At 62.7% G+C, this 21,205-nt stretch carries 21 protein-coding genes, 3 tRNA genes and 1 riboswitch; of the genes, 14 read left to right on the top strand and 10 right to left on the bottom strand.

Going from position 1 to position 21,205, the window contains the following annotated elements; genetic code table 11:
* Positions 1 to 124 precede the first annotated feature (124 nt).
* The 5 genes from BLV45_RS03045 (at position 125) to BLV45_RS03065 (ending at position 5,037) form a co-directional block, all read left to right on the top strand.
* Entirely contained in the window at positions 125 to 1,048 is a 924-nt protein-coding gene (locus BLV45_RS03045; protein ID WP_090530993.1) for a YicC/YloC family endoribonuclease, read from the top strand.
* Positions 1,049 to 1,055: 7 nt separating this feature from the next.
* Positions 1,056 to 1,739 (top strand): guanylate kinase, encoded by a 684-nt coding sequence (gmk, locus tag BLV45_RS03050; RefSeq protein WP_090528789.1) that lies wholly within the window; start codon positions 1,056 to 1,058, stop codon positions 1,737 to 1,739.
* Positions 1,740 to 1,798: 59 nt separating this feature from the next.
* Positions 1,799 to 2,002, top strand: a complete 204-nt coding sequence (gene rpoZ, locus BLV45_RS03055) for a DNA-directed RNA polymerase subunit omega (RefSeq protein WP_006025620.1) — start codon at positions 1,799 to 1,801, stop codon at positions 2,000 to 2,002.
* Positions 2,003 to 2,094: 92 nt separating this feature from the next.
* Positions 2,095 to 4,479, top strand: a complete 2,385-nt coding sequence (locus tag BLV45_RS03060; protein WP_090528793.1) for a RelA/SpoT family protein — start codon at positions 2,095 to 2,097, stop codon at positions 4,477 to 4,479.
* Between the two features lie 66 nt (positions 4,480 to 4,545).
* On the top strand, positions 4,546 to 5,037 hold the full coding sequence (locus BLV45_RS03065) for a phage protein NinX family protein (RefSeq protein WP_090528796.1): 492 nt from the start codon (positions 4,546 to 4,548) through the stop codon (positions 5,035 to 5,037).
* An 89-nt stretch (positions 5,038 to 5,126) separates the two neighbouring features.
* Here the strand turns inward: BLV45_RS03065 and BLV45_RS03070 are convergent.
* Both BLV45_RS03070 and BLV45_RS03075 read right to left on the bottom strand, forming a co-directional pair.
* A tRNA-Arg gene (locus BLV45_RS03070) sits at positions 5,127 to 5,203 on the bottom strand.
* Positions 5,204 to 5,295: 92 nt separating this feature from the next.
* Positions 5,296 to 5,372, bottom strand: a tRNA-Arg gene (locus BLV45_RS03075).
* A 117-nt stretch (positions 5,373 to 5,489) separates the two neighbouring features.
* Between BLV45_RS03075 and greB the strand changes: the two genes are divergently transcribed.
* On the top strand, positions 5,490 to 6,059 hold the full coding sequence (gene greB / locus BLV45_RS03080; RefSeq protein ID WP_090528800.1) for a transcription elongation factor GreB: 570 nt from the start codon (positions 5,490 to 5,492) through the stop codon (positions 6,057 to 6,059).
* Between the two features lie 99 nt (positions 6,060 to 6,158).
* On the opposite strand, the gene BLV45_RS03085 is transcribed toward greB, so the two are convergent.
* Both BLV45_RS03085 and BLV45_RS03090 read right to left on the bottom strand, forming a co-directional pair.
* A complete protein-coding gene (locus BLV45_RS03085; RefSeq protein WP_090528803.1) occupies positions 6,159 to 7,304 on the bottom strand; it encodes a porin in 1,146 nt (381 codons plus the stop codon).
* 529 nt (positions 7,305 to 7,833) lie between these two features.
* Positions 7,834 to 8,091, bottom strand: a complete 258-nt coding sequence (locus BLV45_RS03090) for a hypothetical protein (RefSeq protein WP_090528806.1) — start codon at positions 8,089 to 8,091, stop codon at positions 7,834 to 7,836.
* Positions 8,092 to 8,462: 371 nt separating this feature from the next.
* On the opposite strand from BLV45_RS03090, the gene BLV45_RS03095 reads away from it, so the two are divergent.
* Complete coding sequence (locus BLV45_RS03095) at positions 8,463 to 8,666, top strand: cold-shock protein (RefSeq protein WP_090528809.1); 204 nt, start codon at positions 8,463 to 8,465, stop codon at positions 8,664 to 8,666.
* A gap of 278 nt (positions 8,667 to 8,944) precedes the next feature.
* On the top strand, positions 8,945 to 10,102 hold the full coding sequence (locus BLV45_RS03100) for an exonuclease domain-containing protein (protein ID WP_090530996.1): 1,158 nt from the start codon (positions 8,945 to 8,947) through the stop codon (positions 10,100 to 10,102).
* Here the strand turns inward: BLV45_RS03100 and BLV45_RS03105 are convergent.
* The 5 genes from BLV45_RS03105 to pepN all read right to left on the bottom strand — a co-directional run bounded on the left by BLV45_RS03105 (position 10,099) and on the right by pepN (position 16,233).
* Entirely contained in the window at positions 10,099 to 10,695 is a 597-nt protein-coding gene (locus tag BLV45_RS03105; RefSeq protein ID WP_090528812.1) for a chorismate mutase, read from the bottom strand. The genes BLV45_RS03100 and BLV45_RS03105 overlap by 4 nt on opposite strands.
* Positions 10,696 to 10,951: 256 nt before the next feature.
* The gene (locus BLV45_RS27390; protein WP_176954055.1) at positions 10,952 to 11,101 is read right to left on the bottom strand and encodes a hypothetical protein; all 150 of its coding nucleotides are present in this window, start codon (positions 11,099 to 11,101) and stop codon (positions 10,952 to 10,954) included.
* 1,079 nt (positions 11,102 to 12,180) lie between these two features.
* Positions 12,181 to 12,256 (bottom strand) — tRNA-Thr (locus BLV45_RS03110).
* Positions 12,257 to 12,319: 63 nt separating this feature from the next.
* Positions 12,320 to 13,336 (bottom strand): class 1 fructose-bisphosphatase, encoded by a 1,017-nt coding sequence (locus BLV45_RS03115; protein WP_090528815.1) that lies wholly within the window; start codon positions 13,334 to 13,336, stop codon positions 12,320 to 12,322.
* A 194-nt stretch (positions 13,337 to 13,530) separates the two neighbouring features.
* Positions 13,531 to 16,233, bottom strand: coding sequence for an aminopeptidase N (pepN, locus tag BLV45_RS03120; protein ID WP_090528818.1), 2,703 nt, complete (start codon positions 16,231 to 16,233; stop codon positions 13,531 to 13,533).
* A gap of 212 nt (positions 16,234 to 16,445) precedes the next feature.
* On the opposite strand from pepN, the gene BLV45_RS03125 reads away from it, so the two are divergent.
* Positions 16,446 to 17,138 carry a DUF4136 domain-containing protein gene (locus BLV45_RS03125; protein ID WP_090528821.1) on the top strand — a complete coding sequence of 231 codons (693 nt, stop codon included), beginning with the start codon at positions 16,446 to 16,448 and terminating at the stop codon, positions 17,136 to 17,138.
* 121 nt (positions 17,139 to 17,259) lie between these two features.
* On the opposite strand, the gene BLV45_RS03130 is transcribed toward BLV45_RS03125, so the two are convergent.
* On the bottom strand, positions 17,260 to 17,832 hold the full coding sequence (locus BLV45_RS03130) for a TMEM165/GDT1 family protein (RefSeq protein ID WP_090528824.1): 573 nt from the start codon (positions 17,830 to 17,832) through the stop codon (positions 17,260 to 17,262).
* Between the two features lie 12 nt (positions 17,833 to 17,844).
* Positions 17,845 to 18,066: riboswitch (yybP-ykoY riboswitch) on the bottom strand.
* Positions 18,067 to 18,552: 486 nt separating this feature from the next.
* On the opposite strand from BLV45_RS03130, the gene BLV45_RS03135 reads away from it, so the two are divergent.
* From BLV45_RS03135 to BLV45_RS03155, 5 genes are read left to right on the top strand one after another with little or no spacing between them, the layout of a single operon-like run.
* Positions 18,553 to 19,254 (top strand): beta-ketoacyl synthase chain length factor, encoded by a 702-nt coding sequence (locus tag BLV45_RS03135; protein ID WP_090528827.1) that lies wholly within the window; start codon positions 18,553 to 18,555, stop codon positions 19,252 to 19,254.
* The gene (locus tag BLV45_RS03140; RefSeq protein ID WP_090530999.1) at positions 19,238 to 20,032 is read left to right on the top strand and encodes a lysophospholipid acyltransferase family protein; all 795 of its coding nucleotides are present in this window, start codon (positions 19,238 to 19,240) and stop codon (positions 20,030 to 20,032) included. Before BLV45_RS03135 ends, BLV45_RS03140 begins: the two co-directional genes overlap by 17 nt.
* Positions 20,007 to 20,306, top strand: a complete 300-nt coding sequence (locus tag BLV45_RS03145; protein ID WP_090528829.1) for a phosphopantetheine-binding protein — start codon at positions 20,007 to 20,009, stop codon at positions 20,304 to 20,306. Before BLV45_RS03140 ends, BLV45_RS03145 begins: the two co-directional genes overlap by 26 nt.
* Before the next feature lie 3 nt (positions 20,307 to 20,309).
* Positions 20,310 to 20,561 carry an acyl carrier protein gene (locus BLV45_RS03150; RefSeq protein ID WP_090528833.1) on the top strand — a complete coding sequence of 84 codons (252 nt, stop codon included), beginning with the start codon at positions 20,310 to 20,312 and terminating at the stop codon, positions 20,559 to 20,561.
* Complete coding sequence (locus BLV45_RS03155; RefSeq protein ID WP_090528836.1) at positions 20,561 to 21,202, top strand: COG4648 family protein; 642 nt, start codon at positions 20,561 to 20,563, stop codon at positions 21,200 to 21,202. Before BLV45_RS03150 ends, BLV45_RS03155 begins: the two co-directional genes overlap by 1 nt.
* The last annotated feature ends 3 nt before the right edge of the window (positions 21,203 to 21,205 follow it).

The raw sequence follows: 21,205 nt of genomic DNA on the forward strand, positions 1-21,205 counted from the left end.
GCCAAAGATGGGATAATGCGCGTTCCTCGCCCCGCGTCCCGTACACGCCGGGCGGCTCAAATCCCCAGGCCAGTGTGCCCTGGCGTGCGCGCTGGCACGCTGGCCGCCCATCGCGAGACAAATGATGATCTACAGCATGACTGGCTATGCGAGCGCCACGCGCGAACTCGCAGCGGCTTCAGGTACAGGCGGCGTAAGCGTCTCGGTCGAGCTGCGCACCGTGAACTCGCGTTTTCTCGATCTCAACTTCCGCATGCCGGAAGACGTGCGCGTCTGCGAACCGACGTTGCGCGAAATGCTGATGAACAAGCTCTCGCGCGGCAAGGTCGACATCCGTATCAACCTGCAGCGCAGCGAACAGTCGGCGAATGCGGGCACGGTGAACCGCGAGGCGCTCGGCCAGCTCGCGCTGCTCGAACGCGCGGTGCTCGGCGTGTTCCCGGAAGCCGGACGCCTGCGCACCGGCGAAATCCTGCGCTGGCCGGGCGTGCTCGCCGAAAGCGGCGTGGCGCCGGAAACGCTGCGCGACGCGGTGCTCGCATGCGGCAAGCAGGCCATCGCCGACCTGATCGACGTGCGTGCCCGCGAAGGCGCGCAACTCGCGACGATGCTCATCGCGAACGTCACCGAAATGGAAGCGATCGTCACGAAGATCACGCCGCTCGTGCCGGAGCTGATCACGAAGCATCAGCAGAAGATCGTCGAACGCCTGCAGGAAGCGCTCGGCATCGCCGCGCCGGACGGGGCGACCACGATCGTCTCGCGCGAGGAAATCGCCGAACGTATCCGTCAGGAAGTGACGATCTACGGCATCCGCATCGACATCGCGGAAGAGCTCACGCGTCTCACCGCGCATCTGAACGAAACGCGTCATGTGATCGAGAAGGGCGGCAAGGTCGGCAAGCGTCTCGACTTCATGATGCAGGAACTGAATCGCGAAGCGAACACATTGGGATCGAAGGCGGCCGCGAAGGAACTGGCCGATTCGTCGATGACGCTGAAGCTCCTCATCGAGCAGATGCGCGAACAAGTACAAAACCTGGAGTGACACGCCCATGACTGGCCAGACACGCGAAGGCAGCGCGCAACACAACCCGTACGCCGGCGCCTATCCGGGCAACCTGTTCATGGTCGTCGCGCCGTCCGGCGCGGGCAAGTCGACGCTCGTGAACGCGCTGCTCGCGAAAGATCCGCAGATCTGTCTGTCGATTTCGTACACGACGCGCCCGCCGCGTCCGAAGGAACAGGGCGGTCAGCACTATCACTTCACGACGGTCGAGGATTTTCTGTCGCGTCACGCGCAGGGCGAGTTCCTCGAAAGCGCGGAAGTACACGGCAACTACTATGCGACCTCGCGCGTGTGGATCGAGGAACAGATGAAAAGCGGCCATGACGTGCTGCTCGAAATCGACTGGCAGGGCGCGCAGCAGGTGAAAAAGCAGTTCCACAATGCCGTCGAGATCTTCATCCTGCCGCCTTCGCTCGATGCGCTCGAAGAGCGTCTGAAGAAGCGTGGCCAGGACGAGCCGAACGTGATCACGCGCCGCCTGCTCGCTGCGGGTAGCGAAATGGCGCACGCCGCCGAAGCCGAATACGTGGTGATCAACGAGAACTTCGATCGCGCGCTCGCCGAGCTGCAATGTCTCGTCGCGGCGACGCGCTCACGCTTCGCTTCGCAGTACGCACGCCACACCCAGCTTTTTGTGCAACTCGGCATCCATCTGCCGCACGGCGGCTAGCGGCGGGGTTTCCGGCACATAAGGTAGAATAAGCAACATACTGAGAAGGAATTTCCAACATGGCCCGCATTACCGTCGAAGACTGTCTGAAACAGATTCCGAACCGTTTCGAACTGGCGCTTGCCGCAACCTATCGCGCGCGTCAGCTCGCACAAGGTCATACGCCGAAAATCGAAAGCCGCGACAAGCCCACCGTCGTCGCACTGCGCGAAATCGCGGCTGGCCAGGTCGGCGTCGAAATGCTGAAGAAGGTGCCGGTTTAAGGCGCGCTTCCTCCGCATTCGATTGCTGAGTTATTGAATCGACGCGTGCAGACCGGCTTGTCGCCAGCACGTATTCCGGCACGGAGGCGAACATGAGCATGACCCCATCGCCTGCCGCTTCGGAAGCGGAGCACGATTCCCACGACAACGCCCCCGAAGGCGATTCGCCTTCGACTGCACGCAGCTACATCGACGCGGTCCTCGAACAGTCGTTTCGCCATCTGTTCGGGCCGACCGCCACGCCGGAGCAGCCGCGCCGGCACGACGTCGTTTCGATCTCGAAGCTGACGTCGGCACTCGCCGAATACATCACGCCGGAAGAGATCAGGGACGTCAAGGCGGCCTTCCATTTCAGCGACGAGGCCCACCTCGGCCAGTATCGTCAAAGCGGCGAACCCTACATCACGCATCCTGTTGCCGTCGCGGAAATCTGCGCGGGCTGGAAGCTCGACGCCCAGTCGATCATGGCGGCGCTGCTGCATGACGTGATGGAAGACCAGGGCGTGACCAAGGCGGAACTCGCCGAGCGCTTCGGCGCGAAGGTCGCGGAACTGGTCGACGGATTGTCGAAACTCGACAAGATGGAGTTTCGCAATCGCGAGGAAGCGCAGGCGGAAAACTTCCGCAAGATGCTGCTCGCGATGGCGCGCGACGTGCGCGTGATTCTCGTCAAGCTGGCCGACCGCCTGCACAACATGCGCACGCTCGGTGCGGTGCCGCATGAAAAGCGCCGTCGCGTGGCGCGTGAAACGCTCGATATTTACGCGCCGATTGCGCACCGGCTGGGCCTGAACAATACGTATCGCGAGCTGCAGGACCTGAGCTTCGCGAACTTCAACCCGCACCGGTACGCGACGCTCGAAAAGGCCGTCAAGGCGGCGCGCGGCAACCGTCGCGAAGTGGTCGGCAAGATCATGGAATCGGTGCAGCGCGCGATCGCCGATGCGAAGCTCGATGCCGAGGTCACCGGCCGCGAAAAGACCATCTTCAGCATCTACAAGAAGATGCGCGACAAGCAGCTGTCGTTCTCGCAGGTGCTCGACGTGTACGGGTTCCGCGTGGTCGTCGAAAGCGCGCTCGAGTGCTACACCTGCATCGGCGCGCTGCATGCGCTCTACAAGCCGGTGCCGGGCAAGTTCAAGGATTACATCGCGATTCCGAAGGTCAACGGCTATCAGTCGCTGCACACCACGCTCGTCGGCCCGTTCGGCGCGCCGATCGAGTTCCAGGTGCGCACGCGCAAGATGCACGAGATCGCGGAAGCGGGCGTCGCCGCGCACTGGCTGTACAAGAACGGCAGCGCCGATCTCAACGACGTGCAGAAGCGCGCGCATCAGTGGCTGAAGTCGCTGCTGGATATCCAGAGCGAAGCGGGCGATTCGAGCGAATTCCTCGAACACGTGAAGATCGACCTGTTCCCGGATGCGGTCTACGTGTTCACGCCGAAGTCGAAGATCATGGCGTTGCCGCGCGGCGCCACGGCACTCGACTTCGCGTATTCGATCCACAGCGACCTGGGCAACCAGTGCGTCGCGGTGAAGATCAACAATGAGCTGCTGCCGCTGCGCACGGAGCTGAAAAGCGGCGACATCGTCGAAGTCATTACCGCGCCGTATTCGAAGCCGAATCCGGCGTGGCTCGGTTTCGTGCGCACGGGCAAGGCGCGTTCGGCGATCCGCCACTATCTGAAGACGATGCGGCTGAACGAGTCGGTGCAGCTCGGCGAGCGTCTGGTCGATCAGGCGCTGAAGGGCTACGGCTTTGCACTGTCGGACGTGACGCCGGAAGTCTGGGAAAAGCTGGTGCTGTGGACCGGCAACAAGAACCGCCAGGAAATTTTCGCGGACATCGGCCTTGGCCGGCGCGTCGCGGCCGTGATGGCCAAGCGCATCGAGGTGCTGATGAGCGGGCGCGACGCCGACGACGATAGCCCGCGCCAGGAGTCCACTGGCTCACAGGCGCCGCCGCCGGTCGTGATCACAGGCACCGAAGGCATGTCGGTGCAGCTCTCGGCCTGCTGCCGCCCGATTCCGGGCGACGACATCATGGGCTACATCGGCATTGGCCTCGGCATGGCGATCCACACCACGGATTGCCGCGTCGCGCAGCGCATTCACCGCCGCGATCCGGGCCGCTGGATCGACGTCGCGTGGGCGCCGCAACCGGGGCGTCTCTTCGACGTCGCGATCAAGGTGCTGGTGAAGAACACGAAGGGCGTGTTCGCCCGGGTCGCCGCCGACATCACGTCAGCCGACGCGAATATCGTCCACATCGCAATGGACGAAGACCTGTCGCAGGAGTCCACCGTCCTGCGCTTCGTGATCCAGGTCAGCGACCGCGTACACCTCGCCAACGTCATGCGCCGCGTGCGTACGAACCCGGATGTGATGCGCATCGCGCGCGAGCGTCCGAGCGAGGAAGGCCATCATCGCCACGACGGCGGCATGCGCATCGACCGCGAACGCGCCGACTACTGACCTTGAGCGCGTCTGAATCGGATGCGCGTGCATCTGCGGCTTACGGCGCTTCGAGAGGGAAATCCGATGAACGTTGCTGATCTGACCGATGTCGCGCTCGATTACTGGGTGGCGCGAAGCCTCCACGATTTTGTCCGCGAAATCCACTTCACCGACAGCGGCCGCACGGTTGCGATCCGCGGCACCGATCCCGGCCGTCCCTGGAATGGGCGGTTTACACCGTCGACCTCATGGGAAGCGGCGGCGCTCGTGCTCGACCGCGCGAAACAGCTGGAACTCTCGGCGGGCGCACACGGGACCGAGGCGCATTGTGTCGCTGATTTCGAGGGTGGATTGCGTACGGCGGAAGGGCGCGGGGAATCGACGCGGACCGCCTTGCTGCGGGCCTTCGTCGCGAGCCGCTTCGGCGACACGGTCGCCGACGACATGCTGCGTCAGTCGCAGGCGCTGACGGGCGTGCATGTGGAGGTGATCGGCGAGGCGTTGGCGCCGCCCTCTGCCGAAGACGTGCCGACGCCGGACGGCCGCATCGGCGATATCCAGTCGGCGCCGCGTTGATCGGGCGGGAACGGTGATGCGCAACCTGGCCGCCCATCGAGGCGGCGCACAAAAACAAAGGGCCTTCCAGAAGGAAGGCCCTTTATAGGTGGTGCGGCTGGCAGGATTCGAACCCACGACCCCTTGGTTCGTAGCCAAGTACTCTATCCAACTGAGCTACAGCCGCACGCGAAACAGGTAACGCTTGAATACTGACGTTTCGCCGTGCAAAAGCCGGTGAAACAAAAGGGCCTTCCCGGAGGAAGGCCCTCGAATAAGTGGTGCGGCTGGCAGGATTCGAACCCACGACCCCTTGGTTCGTAGCCAAGTACTCTATCCAACTGAGCTACAGCCGCACGCAGAAACGGGATTATAGCAAAGCCTCGAAAAAAGGGAAGCCACAAACGCCAATTTGTCTCATTATCCTTGTTATGTATCCTTGATGGACGGGGCTCAGCCCGCTTCGAAGCACCATGAACAAAGCCTTTGTCAAAGAGTCGACCGACGATCTGGACGACGACGCCGATGCCGCCCAGCCTGAGATTCCCGCAGGTGCGAAGAACTACATCACGCCCGCCGGCTACCGGCGTCTGCGTGACGAGCTGCTGCATCTGATCGACGAGGCGCGTCCGGAGGTCGTGAAGCTGGTGTCGTGGGCGGCGTCGAACGGCGACCGCTCCGAAAACGGCGATTACATCTACGGCAAGCGGCGTCTGCGCGAGATCGACCGGCGCATCCGCTTTCTGACGAAGCGCCTCGATCTGGCGGAAGTCGTCGACAGCAGCCGGCAGGAGAGCATTGACCAGGTGTTTTTCGGGGCGAGCGTCGACTACGGGACCGAAGACGGCGAAATGCACACGGTGACGATCGTCGGCGTGGATGAGGTCAATCTGGACATCGGGCACGTGAGCTGGGTTTCGCCCATTGCGCGCGCGCTGCTGAAGGCGCGAATCGGCGACGAGGTCACGCTGCACACGCCCGCGGGGCCCGAGCCCATCGATGTGCTCGACGTCCGCTATCCGCCGCCGGACACGGGCGGGTAAGCTGTTGCGACGCCGGTGTCGATGATGACAGGATGCCAGCGCCAATAAAAAAGGCGCCGAAACCGGCGCCTTTCAATACTGCGGATACTACCTGACAGCTTAGAAGCGGTGACGCAGACCCGCCGTCACAGCGATTTGCTTGTTGTTGCCAGAAGCGTTCAGGCCGTTGATGTCTGCATTGACGCCAGAGCCTTCGTTGACTTGCTGGTATTCGCCTTGCAGATACACGTCCGTGCGCTTCGACAGCGAGTAGGCGGTTTGCAGGTTGAACTGGTTCCAGTGCGGGCTCGTGCCTTCCAGGTTGCCACGCGTGTACGTGTACGAACCGGCGATGCTGAGCGCCGGCGTCAGAGCGTAACGTGCGTTGGCTTCGAAGTTCTGGAAGCGTGCGCTGTCGCCGTTCGTGGCGATGCCGCCCGACACGCCCGACGCACCTGCGCCGATGCCAGCGAGACCGTGCAGGTTCGTTTGCGAGTACACGAGGCCAGCCGTTGCCGGGCCGAACGTGTAGCTTGCACCTGCACCCCACGTTTGCTGACGGGCAGCGAAGAACGTGTTGTCGCTCGACACCGCGCCACCCGAGTTGAACGCTGCAGCTGCGCTCGTTGCGCCGTTGCTGTTCAGTTGCAGGTAAGCCGCGCCGACGTTCAGGCCGCCGTAGTTATACGATGCACCGGCGCTGTATGCGCGGTTGTTCGCAAAGCCGTCTGCCTGGTTCGAGAAGCCATACAACGCGCCGAACTTGAAGCCGCCGTAAGCCGCGCTCTGGTACTTGACCGAGTTGTTCACGCGGAACGAGTTGTTCAGGTTGTCGTTGTCGAACGGGTGGGCGAACTGCGTGCCGCCGTATTGCGTGCCGGTCAGCGACAGCGGGCCGACGTAGTCAACCATGCTGTCGTATTGACGGCCGAGCGTCACGGAACCGAACTGGTTGCTCGACAGGCCAACGAAAGCCTGACGGCCGAATTCACGCTGGCCTTGCTTCAGCGTGCCGTCGTTGATGCCGAAGCCATTTTCCAACGTGAAGATGGCCTTCAGACCGCCGCCCAGATCTTCCGCACCGCGCAGGCCCCAGCGGCTGCCGTTCACCGCGCCGCTCGTTTCCTGCCAGTTGCTGTGACCGCCCTGGTTGTTCGTGTAGGTGATGCCTGCGTCGATCAAGCCGTACAGCGTGACGCTGCTTTGTGCATGAGCGGCAGTGGCGAAAACGCCCGACAGGGCCGCGACCATGAGTGTCTTTTTCATCTTTGTAACTCCGAGAACAGGATGGGCTTTGGAAACCCAGGCTTCAAGGAAACGATCACGCAACGCTGCGAGAGGCGGAATGCACGTGAAAACGCGCCATAGGACAAGCACGTTTGTTTCCGGGACAGCCAAAGTGTAAGTACGGGAGTTGTGATGCGCTCGTTCCGAAATCCACAATAAAGTATTCCGGGATCGGAAATGATATTGGGCCCCGGCTAAAGCCTTGCTGGTAAAGGCTCGAGGGGTTTCTTCGCGATAGAGGGGTGTGATGTCAACCTGATGGCGTTGTGCAATTGCTACAGCAAAAGTCGCCAAAAAACTACAACGATCATCTAAAACCGTAATTGTTGCAGTTTTTGAAATAGACGGTTGCTGTTATTGCGACTAATCGCATTCCAACGCGGCGCTATACTCAAATTTCTGCTTTTCGAAGCAGACTTTTTCGTTGATGAAAAAGATCTCCAAACCTTTGTCGGCGCGGCCTTCCAGCCGCGCTCTTTTTTTGTCCCGCCGTTCTGCACTTTCCTTCCTAGCCAGCCCCGGTTGGCACCGGATCCGCTTCGTCGAACCCGAAGCTGGCATGCACGCTCCAATCTTCCATGACGTAACGACGTGCGTCCATAGGGGAAGACAGCAGGTTCTGCCAGTGATCGCCGTGCCACGCGGGATCGGGGTCGAACGCGAATGCAGAAGAATCCGCCGCTGCCGTGGTCTTTTCCGGAGGTACGGACGACGGTTGAGAATGAAACAGCCAGTTGGCCAGCCGTCCGGATTGCTTGAAAAACATGGCGATCTCCCATTGCGTGATGCATGACTCCGATCGTGATGTGAATGTATTACATGAACAACCCGGATAAACACTTACCAAAAACACTATTTGTTACATAACGGAAATTTTTCCCGGATTTTCGTATGCAATTTTTTGAAAAAGTAATATTGACCGGGCTCTTTAAAATGCGTTTTGAATTATGTGACTGCTTCACTCCTGTTTTGATATCGAGCTGTCAGGCAATTGCCTGGATTTCTCTTGACGGCTTCTCATCGTTCCCCGTATAACGGCAAAGCTGAATTCCGGAGCTGGATGTGTAGTTGGCAGGCCCATGGAATTGGCATAAAGGGTATTACCCGTTTTACTTTAAATCTAGAGGGAACTGGAATATGGAAACCGGTATCGTCAAATGGTTTAACGATGCTAAGGGATTTGGATTCATCACGGCTGATTCGGGCGGCGAAGACCTGTTCGCGCATTTCTCGGAAATCCGCTCGGAAGGATTCAAGTCGCTGAAAGAAAATCAGCGCGTGTCCTTTGAGGTGAAGGCCGGGCCGAAGGGCAAGCAGGCTGCAAACATTCAACCGCTGTAAGCCGCGGTGCGCCGCGCGCAAGCGCTGTGGCGATCTCAAAAGCCCTCCCACGCAGAGGGCTTTTTTTATTGGCGTCGGCTGTGGGGTTTTAACTGGAATTAAAGAATGCTTTTTGCCGGGCTGGTTTATAAACTCTGGATGCGGGCGACGGATGTTTAAAAGCCATGGGCGTGCGGAGTTTTTATTCGCCGGGCAATCAGGCAAAATTTCCCGCCGCAATCCTGCTGATCCGCCAACTGGTGCATACTTGCGCGAAGCTACGCCTGGAACGCATTCCAATGTCTGAACAGTATCTGGCGGTTCCCGCCATCGATGTGCCCATTGTCTTTGTCGACCTCGAAACCACTGGCGGGTCGGTGGGCGAGCACCGGATTACCGAAGTCGGCGTAGTCGAAGTGGGGCCGCAAGGCGTTTCGCGCTGGAGCACGCTGGTCGATCCGCAACAACCCATTCCGCCTTTTATCCAGCAACTCACCGGCATCACCGACGCGATGGTGCGTGGCGCGCCGACGTTCGAGTCGATTGCGCCCGCGCTGTTCGAGCGCCTGAAGGGCAGACTCTTCGTCGCGCATAACGCCAGTTTCGACCGTGGTTTCCTGCGCGGCGAATTCGCGCGCGTGGGGCTGACGTTCAATCCGGACGTGCTTTGCACGGTGCGACTGTCGCGCGCGCTGTTTCCGGCCGAGAAGCGGCATGGTCTGGACGCGCTGGTTCAGCGGCATGCGCTCGTGCCCTCCGATCGCCATCGTGCGCTGGCGGACGCCGATCTGCTCTGGCAATTCTGGCAGCGTCTGCATAGCCTCGTGCCGGTGGACGCGCTGCGCACGCAGATCGAGCGCACCACACGCAAATTCCAGCTTGCTGGCGACATCACCGAAGACCTGCTCGACACCGCGCCGGCTGGCTGCGGCGTCTATGCGTTCTATGGCGAAGACGACCTGCCACTCTTTGTCGGACGGAGCGTGCGCGTCCGTCAGCGGGTGCGGGCGCATCTCACGGCAGAGCGGCGTTCAGCGAAGGACATGCGTCTCGCGCAGCTGGTGCGGCGCGTCGAATGGTGTGCGACGGGTGGTGAGCTTGGCGCGTTGCTCGCCGAGGCGCAGTGGATCGCGACGTTGCGCCCGCGGCATAACCGGGCGCCGCGCGTGGGCCGGGCCGATCCCGTCGACGCGCCCTGGCCGTTCAGCGGTCCAGTCTTCTTCGAGGAGCGCGATGCGCAATCGCAGGCCACGGCGTTTCATGTGATCGACCGCTGGCGCTATCTCGGCGGGGCGGCGACGCAGAAGGAGGCCGCTTCGCTGGTCGTGCCAGGCATTGCCGGGGCGTTCGAACTGTCGACGTACCGCATCCTCCAGACGCATCTCGAGCGCGGCCTCGCGGTGTCGCTGCTGGGCGCGCCGGCGCCGCCCGTTTCGAGCGACGCCGCCACCGTCTAGCCCGTCGCGCCGACGCCGCCCGATTCACACACGTGCGAGAGCGCATGCGTCAGCGCGCTCGAATGCGCGGCGTCGTAGCGCGTCAACGACTTCCAGTTTGCAATGCCCTGCGCGACCCGCGACGGACAGTCCGCTGCACCGCGTAGCGGCTGCACGCGCGCGAGGCCAGCCATCATTGACTGCGTCAGCCGGTCCAACTGGGGACGCGTGCTGGTGGCGAGGTCTGGTGCGGCGCCAGCCGGCGGCTGGCCGTTGCGCCATGCGTCGAACAGCGCATTCTGCACGTCCTTGCTGGCATCGATCTGATCCCGGAAGAACGCTTGCGCGAACGCCGGATCGACGTTCGCGGCTACCGCGCGCTTCGCAACATCGGCGAGTAGCGCGTTTTCGCGCGGCGTGTCGGTGATCGGCTGATGCGTTGCCCACTTGTAACGCGCAACCGGTTCCGCCAGCGCAAGACGTTGCGATGCAAGCGCGATGAGATTGGTGAGCGCAGTGTCATCGCCATCGGCGGAGGCGGGAAGCGGTGCGACGGCGAGCGTGGTCGCGAGCAGCGTCGCGCAGAGCGCGCCAGCGCGTTTCAGAAGTGCCATGAGTGGATAGCGGGCCGGGAGGCCAGAATGGAAACAGCAGAAGAGTAGACCATCAGCGCACCGGCGCGGTCAAATCGACGCGCGCAACCCTGCGCGCCGGGTGTCGCAACCCGGCGCGCATGCAACAATCAGACGGCAGTCGCTCGCACGAGCGCGCGCGGTACGCGGCGCGCAACGGCGCCTGAGCGCGACAGCCATCCCCGCGCGAATCGGGCGTAACCCGGCGCGTAACCCGTATTGCCGTGTCTGACCACGCTTACTTCTGGTCGCACGACTTGCGTTGTTCGTCGAAGAACGCGCGAACGTGTTCTGGAAGTTCGTCCCCGAGGAACTCAACGCCTGCCGGTTCCGGATCCGGACTCAACACCTTGTCCGGGGTCGGAATTCTTGGCGGTCTGGTATCCATGATCTTTCTCCTTTACAAACCGATTATCTGCTCCGGTCTTCGTTTTGCACCAGTGCTGCGAAGCGGCAACTCCGCTTTCGCTGCTTCACTGTTGCTTTAACGGCACAGCCTGTCCCGAATTGAAGTCGAGTGAATAAAATTTATCGATTGCCTGCTAATCCCTCGCTGCAGGCGCTTCCTTATAACCAGTCTCCTGCCCCTTTCTGCTCTGGGTCCGTGCGCCGGCATACATGCGGACGATCGAAAGCGGTGCCGCTGTTATTGTGCGTCGCAGCGAAAAGATGCGTGGTTTCGGATTCGTATGAAATGTGATCTTGCCGATCCTTCATTAACGGATGATTAAGGCGCGCCGTTGACGGGCCGAAATACTTTTCGGGGCCGTCAGCGTGAATGAGGGTCTATTCGGTTTTTAAACGATCATTCGTTCGAAAATCGCCTTCCGGCAATATCGCTAATATTTATCGGGCATGGAAATATGCGTTCGTGACCCGGCAAACGCATTCGTCGTTCTGCGGGGCGCGCGCGATAGGGGCGCCGTGCCGCTGAGCGGCGACGTGCGCATCGCGGTGGCGGGATCCGCCCGCATATTTCGAGCGCCACGCGAAGCCGGATACACCCGATGATCTCGCCGCGCACGACTGCCCGCGCTACCGCTTCTCGACGGGTGGCGGGATTTATCGATGGGGATTCGCGCAACCGGGCGATTCGCGTCGCGTGTTCGAAGTCGAAACGCACGACAGCTTCGTCAGCAACGATTTGCACATGATGGTGAAGGCGATCGAACGACGCGTCGGTCTGTTGCACTGATCGACTTTCTTCGGGCGAAGAGGGCGGTGCGTGGGATGGAGTCGTTGCTTCGCCATGCTTGACGAGGCCATCCAGGAATCCAGGCTGCCATGGACGGCGTGCCGATGTGAATGTGCATGCGTTCAATCAGGATTCTTAAGCATGGTCGCGAGGCGAAACAGGCAGACGATGCGTTTTTTCCGTAACGAACGAGTCGCGCACCAGGAGAATCCACAAGCTGCACAAAGCAAAAAGCCCAGTCGCGATGACTGGGCTTTTTGCCTGAATCTTGATGGTGCCGGAAAGAGGAATCGAACCCCCGACCTTCGCATTACGAATGCGCTGCTCTACCGTCTGAGCTATTCCGGCATCAGAGAAACGAGATTATAGGGACTTCTCCAATAGTTTGACAAGCCCCCTCGTTCAACTTTTTCAGCTTTTTGCGTCGAGATGGTAGCGGGTCACGCGGTCGACTTCGTTTTTCGAGCCGAGGAACACCGCGACACGCTCGTGCAGGCTCTTCGGCATCACGTCGAGAATGCGTTTCTCGCCGTTCGTCGCGGCGCCGCCCGCCTGTTCGACGATGAACGCCATCGGGTTCGCTTCGTACATCAGGCGCAGCTTGCCCGGCTTGTCCGGCGTGCGCTTGTCGGCGGGGTACATGAAGACGCCGCCGCGGTTCAGGATACGGTGTACGTCCGCGACCATCGACGCGATCCAGCGCATATTGAAGTCCTGCTGACGCGGACCTTCGGAACCCGCGGTCAGCTCGCCAATGTATTGCTGGACCGGCGGATGCCAGTGGCGCGCGTTCGATGCGTTGATCGCGTATTCGCGCGTTTCGACCGGAATGCGCATGTCGCTTTGCGTGAGCACCCACGAGCCGAGTTCGCGATCGAGCGTGAAGCAGTTCACGCCGTTGCCGGTCGTCAGCACGAGCACGGTTTGCGGGCCATAGACGGCATAGCCCGCGGCGACCTGCTGCGAGCCGGGCTGCAGGAACGACTGCTCGGTCGGCTGCTGGCCATCGGGGCAGCGCAGCACCGAGAAGATCGTGCCGATCGACACGTTCACGTCGATGTTCGACGAGCCGTCGAGCGGATCGAACACCAGCAGGTATTCGCCCTTCGGATAGTTGCTGGGGATCGGGAAGAACGTTTCCATTTCCTCCGATGCCATCGCGGCCAGGTTGCCGCCCCATTCGTTCGCGTCGAGCAGGATTTCGTTCGACAGGATGTCGAGGTTTTTCTGCACCTCGCCCTGCACGTTCTCGCTGCCGGCCGTGCCGAGCGCGTCACCCAGCGCGCCCTTGCTGACGTGGTAGCTGATCGACTTGCACGCCCGCGCAACGACTTCGATCAACAGACGCAGATCGGCGGGCAGGTTATTGGTCTCGCGTTGCTGCTCGATCAGGTACTTCGTAAGAGTGGTACGACGTTGCAAAGCCATTGCTTACTCCGGAAAGGCATAGGAATGCACTGATTTTACCTGCTTGCATCCGCGTGCCCCGCCTTTTGAGACGGCGCGCGTGCTTTTCGCATCACAGCGGCTTAATTTGCATCAGGACGAGGACGCCCGTTTCACGCACAAAAAAGAGCCGGCAAATCGCGCCGGCTCCTTCTTCAAACAGAACCGCCGAAAAATCAGCCCAGCGCTTTTTCCACGATTTCGCGCACGTCGCGCGATTTCACTTTCGCCGCGACGGTTTCCAGCGCGGCGCGCATGCCGTCGCGCAGCGTCGGCGTGAACCGGCGCCACAGTTCCAGCGAACGTGCGAGACGCGCCGCGACCTGCGGATTCATCGCGTCGAGCGCGATCACCTGTTCGGCCCAGAAGCGGTAGCCCGAGCCATCCTCCGCGTGGAACTGCGACGGGTTGGCCGCGCAGAAGCTGAAGATCAGCGAGCGCGCCCGGTTCGGGTTCTTTAGCGTGAACGCCGGATGCGCCATCAGCTTGCGGACGACGTCGATCACCGGCCGCTGCGCGCTTCCGCGTTGCGTCGCCTGCAGGGCGAACCACTTGTCGATGACGAGCGGTTCCTTTTCGAAGCGTCGATAGAAGTCGTCGAGCGCGGCGTCAGCGAGCGTGCCGCCCGCCGCCGACGACGCATTCAGCAGCGCCGACAGCGCCGCCGACCGGTCCGTCATGTTATTTGCCGCGTCGTACTGCGCGTGGGCAAGACGCACGGCTTCCGCGGGATCGTCCAGTTCCGCGAGATACGACAGCGCGAGGTTCTTCAGCGCGCGATGGCCCGATGCCGCGGGTGTCGCCTCGTATGCGCCCGGCGTCTGATGGCGGGCGTGGATTGCGAGCCAGTCGGCGCGCAGCGCGTTCGCCAGACGGTTGCGCACGAACTGCCGCGCCTGATGCACGGCGGCCGGATTCGACTCGGCCATCTGCTCGGCCAGGTACGCTTCCGAAGGCAACATCAGCGCGAGTTCGCGAAACGCCGGCGAGAGCGTTTCGTCGCGCAGCACGCGCGCGAACGCAGCGACGACGGAGTCGTCGAGCTGCAGCGGCTCGCCCGTCGCGGCGCGCGCCGCGAGCGCGAGCAGTTCTCGCGTCGCAAGCCGCTGGCCGGCTTCCCAGCGGTTGAACGGATCGCTGTCGTGCGCGAGCAGGAAGGCGAGTTCCTCGTTCGTGTAGTCGTATTCGACGATCACCGGCGCCGAGAAATTGCGCAGCAACGAAGGCAGCGGCCTGTCGGCAACGTCGACGAACGTGAAGGTCTGCTCCGTGGCCGTGAATTCGAGCACGCGCGTCGTGCCCGTGCCCGCAGCCGCGGCGGCCGTTTCGCCTTCGAGGCGCAGCGGCAGATCGGCGCCGTCCTTGCCGATCAGGCCGATTGCGAATGGAATCAGCAGCGGCCCTTTTTGCGTGTCGCGCGCGGCCGGGGTGCTGTCGCCGTAGCCTTGCGTCAGTGTCACGTTGTAGCGGCGCTGCGCCGCGTCATACGCGGTCTTGACGGACACGCGCGGCGTGCCGGCCTGGCTGTACCAGCGCTCGAACTGCGCGAGGTCGCGGCCATTGGCGTCGGCGAGCGCGTGACGGAAATCGTCGCACGTCACGGCGTGGCCATCGTGGCGCTCGAAGTACAGGTCCATGCCACGGCGAAAGCCGTCGCGGCCGAACAGCGTCTGATACATCCGCACGACTTCCGAGCCTTTTTCGTAGACCGTCATCGTGTAGAAATTGTTGATCTCGACATAGCTCTCCGGGCGCACCGGATGCGCCATCGGGCCGGCGTCCTCGGCGAACTGCATCTGGCGCAGCACGCGTACGTCCTCGATGCGCTTCGTGGCGCGCGCGGCTTCGTCCGTGGCGCCGCCGGCCATGTCGGCGGAAAACTCCTGGTCGCGGAACACGGTCAGGCCTTCCTTCAGGCTCAGCTGGAACCAGTCGCGGCACGTCACGCGATTGCCGGTCCAGTTGTGGAAATACTCGTGGCCCACCACGGCTTCGATGTTCGCGAAGTCGGTATCCGTCGCGGTTTCGGGATTCGCGAGCACGTACTTCGTGTTGAAGATGTTGAGCCCCTTGTTCTCCATCGCGCCCATGTTGAAGTCGCTCACCGCGACGATCATGAAGCGGTCGAGATCGAGTTCGAGCCCGAAGCGCTGCTCGTCCCAGCGGATCGAATGCTTCAGCGAATCCATCGCGTGCTGCGTCTTGTCGAGGTCGTGCGGTTCGACCCACACCTGCAGCAGTTTTTCCTTGCCGGAGCCGCTCTTCACGCGCTCCTCGAGCGCGACGAGCTTGCCCGCCACCAGCGCGAACAGATAGCTCGGCTTGCGAAACGGGTCTTCCCAGCGCGCGAAATGGCGGCCGTCGGGCAGGTCGCCTTCCTCGATCAGGTTGCCGTTCGACAGCAGCACCGGATAGGTGGCCTTGTCTGCGCGCAGCGTGACCGTGTAGGTGGCCATCACATCCGGCCGGTCGAGGAAGTACGTGATGCGGCGAAAGCCCTCGGCTTCGCACTGGGTGAAGAAGTTGCCGCCCGATACGTAGAGACCCGACAGCGTGGTGTTCTCCGCCGGGTTGCAGGCGCTCACGAGCGTCAGTTCGAAATCGTCGGGCACGTGGTCGAGCGTCAGTCCGCGCTCGTGGGAATGCACGGCGGCGTGCGGCTTGCCGTCGATCGTCGCGCTGACGAATTCCAGCTGCTCGCCCATCAGTTCGAAACGCGGTGCGCGCGCGGCGTCGGGATTGCGGCGCACGCGCATCGTGTTGCGCACGACCGTGTGTTCTGGGACGAGATCGAACTCCAGCGCGACGGTATCGATCAGGAAGGCGGGCGGCGCGTAATCGGCGCGGCGGATCACAGCAGGCGTAGCGATGTCGGACATGGCGGATTCGTTAAAGAGTGCAGGGCGGTCGACGGCCGCGCGGGGTGCGCTGCGACCAACCAGTTGGGCCATTGTACAAAGCCATTTGATATCGTGTGTCTCGAACTTTGTACCGATGGCGCGGGTCAGCGTAATATCGGGCCGCGGTGCAATGGCGCGGCGCGCCTGCCAGACACCGCAAGACATCGAAGACGCTGAAAACGAGGAAGACCATGAAGTTCGACCGTTGGACCCGCCGTGTTGCCATGCTGCTGTCCGCCATGGCTGTCACCCTGTCCGGCTGTACCACCTACGTGACGACGCAGGTCACCGCCTTCTCCGACTGGAGCGGAAGCGACGCGACGCGAACCTATGCGTTCACCCGCGCGAGCGACCAGCAGAACAACCTCGAACTGTCCACCTACGAGACGCTCGTCGGCAACGAACTCGCGAACCAGGCGTTCCGTCGCGTGAACGCACGGGACGCGCACTACCTGGTTGGACTCGGCTACGGCATCCGCAGCGACATGGTGACGGTTTCGCAGCCGGTCTATTACTACAACCCGTGGCCGGGCCCTTACTACTGGGGTCGTCCGATGGACCCGTGGGGACCGTTCGGGCCGTTCCCGGCCGGCTACGTCGACCAGAGCTATCCGGTCTATACCCATCTGCTCAGCATCCGCATCACCGATCGCGCGTCCGGCAAGGAGGTGTACAACGTGACGGCCCGCAACTCGGGCGCCGAGTCGTCGCTGGTGCGCGCGATGCCGTATCTCGTACGCAGCGCGCTCGCGGATTTTCCGCTGGGTAACGGCGTCGTGCGCACGGTGCGCATTCCGCTCGATGGCAGCGGCGGCGCGCCGTCGAACGAAGCGGCTGCGGGAGCGGCCCCGGCGCCGGCCTCCGCGGTCAAAGCTGTCCAGTAGCCGAGGCCTCGCAGGCTTCACGCATTCCGCACCGGTTGCATCGGGGCGAAGAAAAGCCGGCTCCCGCGTCACACGCGGGGCCGGCTTTTTACTGATGCATGCATCGCGCGCGGAACGCGCGTCAGAGTCCCACGCCGAAGAGCGCCATCGCACCCAGCACGACGAACATGACCGCGGCGATACCGTGGACCACTTTCGTGGGCAGCCGGTGGGCGAAGCGGTCGCCGAGGATGATGGCCGGCACGTTGGCGATCATCATCCCGAGCGTCGTGCCGGCCACCACGCCGAAGAAGTCGTGGAAACGCGCGGCGAGCGCGACGGTGGCGATCTGCGTCTTGTCGCCCATTTCCGCGAGAAAGAACGCGACGACGGTCGCGCCGAACACGCCGAGGCGCGTGCGGTTCGCGTTGGCTTCGTCTTCGTCGAGCTTGTCGGGCACGAGAATCCACAGCCCCATGCCGATGAACGACGCCGCCAGCGCCCAGCGCATGATCGTCGGCGTGATGAGCGTGCCCAGCCACGCGCCGAGCGCGCCGGCGCCGGCGTGATTGACGAGTGTCGCGGCGAGGACGCCGAGAATGATCGGCAACGGCTTGCGATAGCGGGCAGCGAGGACGAGCGAAAGCAGTTGCGTCTTGTCGCCGATTTCGGCCAGCGCGACGGCGCCGGCAGAGATGAGAAAGGCATGATCCACGTTGTGAGGGTTTCCCCGGGCCGTGATGAGCGAGCGACGACCCACAACCAGCCGGGCCCTGTAGCGGCAGCTGTGGATCATCGGTCTCGCCAGGCCCGGAGGCTGCGTCTGCCATGGCCGTACAGGCCAGGTCTGTTGACAGGCGCCCCCGCGTGACACGTGCGCGGCGCGGTCTTCATGGTTGAAAGACTGCGCGGACGTGCAGCGGGGCGGCTACTCCCCAATGAGGGGCGGATTATAACACGCAGGTTTTGAGCCACTGCGCCCGTTCTGGCTGTTTTGCCTCGCCCGGATGCCGGCGCATGACGCAAACGTTTCTTTCAGAAGGTAAAAAAGGGCGACATGAAAGTGCGGGGGTGGCTCGCCACACTTCGTCAGTGTGCAAAAGGGTTTGAGGCCTTCCAGGACTACATTTACGTTTCCGTGGCGGCGTTAAGACGGATACAGATAGATACGTCTTTTGTGGCTGATTTCATCCACAATATTCAGTATGATGCCGGCGACCGCCGGTGATCCGAGTCTAATTAACATCATCGTCCGGCGAGTCGACCCCTAAATAATCCGGGGCATTGGCCGTTAATTCATCTGACGACATAACAAGACTGGATTGACCTCGGTGGCGTCTGCCTCGGGCTGGGCGGCGCCCGTGCGTCGCCTCCGGCCGGCGTGCCCGATGGGCCGCCAGCAGCCTTAGCCGCTTTCAATCGCGCGAACACCGATATGCCCGATCTGCACTGGACTATTCCGGTTGCTCGCTGGTCTTCCTGGCCTGCCGCCGCAGCCGCCGCCCCCGATATCGGCTTCATCGAGCCGATCGTACGGCGACGGCTGAGCACGCTGTCGCGCGCCGCGCTGAAGGTGGCGCACGACTGCGTGGGCGACGACGTCGCCGCGGTGCGCACGGTGTTCGCGTCGCGACATGGCGAGCTGCGCCGCACCACCGATATCCTGCGGGCCATCAGCGCGGGTCAACCCGTGTCGCCGACCGCGTTCAGTCTTTCGGTGCTCAACGCGATGACGGGCGTGTTCGGCATCGCCCGCGGCGACCGTTCGCCGGCGAGCGCGATTTCGGCGGGCGCCGAGACCCTGGGCTACGCATTGCTGGAGGCGCACGCGCAATACGCGAGCGATCCCGCAACGCCCGTACTGCTCGTCTACGCCGATGAACCCGCCGACCCCGCGTACGGCACGATCGAAGACGAGGTGCAGGGCGGCGCGCTCGCCATCCTGTTCGACGCGACCGCAGCCGGAGGGCAGTTGACGTGTACGATTGCCCGCGCGCCGGGCGCAGGCGATGCGTCGTTCGCCGTATTCCCGACGCAGAGCCAGGCCGTGCATCACTGCCTCGACACGCACGCGGGCGCGGCGTGGCAGGGCGCCGGCTCAACCTGGCAATGGAGCTGGCATCATGGCGCGGCTTGAGTTCGTGTGGCGGCTGATCGCAACCGGTCTCGCGATGGCGGTGTTCGGGATATGCGGTTTCCTGTTTTCCGTGATCGTGTTTCCGCTCGCGTGGCTGTGGCCGCACCGGGCGTCGCGGCAACGTGCGGTGACCGCGGTCATCCACGGCTTTTTCCGTGCGCTCGTGGCCGTGCTGCAGTTTGTCGGCGTGATGAAGCTCGAGGTCGAAGGCGGCGACGTGCTGCGTACGCGCCATCCGGCGATCGTCGTGGCGAATCATCCGACGTGGCTCGACGTGATGGTGCTGCTCTCGCTCACGCCGCACGCGTGCTGCGTCGTGAAGAGCGCGCACTGGCGCAACCCATGTTTCTACGGGATCGTGCGTGCGGCCGAATACGTGAGCAACGTGGATCCGGTCGAATTCGTCGAAGCCGGCTCCCGACAGCTCGAAGCCGGCTATACGATGATCATCTTTCCGGAGGGCACGCGCAGCCCCGCGCCGAACCGTCTGCACGCGTTTTCGCGCGGGTTCGCGCACATGGCGATCAAGGCGGGTGCGCCGATCCTGCCCGTGCTGATGGATTGCGATCCGCCCGTTTTCACGAAGCAGATGCGCTGGTATAACGTGCCGTCGCGCGCATTTTGCATGCGCGTGAGCGTGCTTGAGCCAGTTGGCGTCGAACAGATTTCAGCCCACGAGAGCTCGCCGGCACTTGCCGCGCGTTCCGTGACCAGCGCCATCGAGGCCCACATTACCCAGCATCTGTTCGACCATGGATTCTTTAAAACTGGAAATTAAGCAGCTCCTGATCGCCGCACTGGATCTGGAGGACCTGACACCTGCCGACATCGACGACGATGCGCCGCTCTTCGACACCGATGGCATCGGTCTCGATTCGATCGACGCGCTCGAGATCGGCATCGTGCTGCGCAAACAATACCAACTGACCATCGCTGCGAACGACGAACGCACGCGCGAGCATTTCCGCTCGATCAACACGCTGGCGGCATTTGTCGCCAGCCAGCGCACGCCGGTACACGCAGCGAACGAAACCGCAGGAAAAGGGGAGTAAATCGTGACCGAGGCAGACATTCTCGAGCGCATCCGCGCCATCTTCAAGGAGAACTTCGCGATCGAGCCTGAGCGCGTGACGCCCGAGGCGAATCTGTTCGAAGATCTCGACCTGGACAGCATCGATGCAGTCGATCTCGCGATCAAGCTGCAGGAGATGACGGGCCGGCGCATCAAGCCCGAGGAGTTCAAGTCGGTGCGCACGGTCGGCGACGTGATCGGCGCGGTCGAATCGCTGCTGGCGGCGCAGGGCTGATGCAGTCTGCTCCGTCAGGCGCGCCAGACGTGACGGCGGGCAGGGCGCGTCAGGTGCTGGGCGCGACCGTGCAGGTGCTGTTGAAGCTGGCGTATCCCGCGTTGATCCTGTGTGCGTGGAAGTGGGACACGCCACGCTACGTCGGGCTCATGCTGTTCGCGATCCTGTGGTTGCAGCGCTGGGCGGGAACGGGCAGCGTGGCGTCGTCGCTGCGCAGGCTGACGGCCGTCGACTGGTGCGTCGCGGGCCTGTTGAGCTGCGCGTCGGCCGCCATCGTCGCGACCAACAGCGAGATGCTGCTGCGTATCTATCCGTCGCTCGTCAACCTTGGTTTGCTGATCGCGTTTGGCGCGACGCTCGTGCGCGGGCCGACGATGATCGAAAAATTCGCACGCATCAGAACGCCCGATCTCAGCGCGCCGGCCATGCTGCACACGCGCCGCGTCACGCAGATCTGGTGTGCGTTCTTCGCGCTGAACGGCACGTTCTCCGCCTGGACGGCATTCTTCTGGACGCGCGAGGCGTGGTCGCTCTATAACGGCGCGATTGCGTACGTCCTGGTCGGCGTGCTGCTGCTTGGCGAAATCGTCTGGCGCTATCTTGTGGTGCTGCCGCGCGCGGCGCGCTCGGAGGCGGCATGAGCA

It is taken from the genome of Paraburkholderia sartisoli (genome assembly GCF_900107685.1).
In the GTDB taxonomy this organism is placed as follows: Bacteria; Pseudomonadota; Gammaproteobacteria; order Burkholderiales; family Burkholderiaceae; genus Paraburkholderia; species Paraburkholderia sartisoli.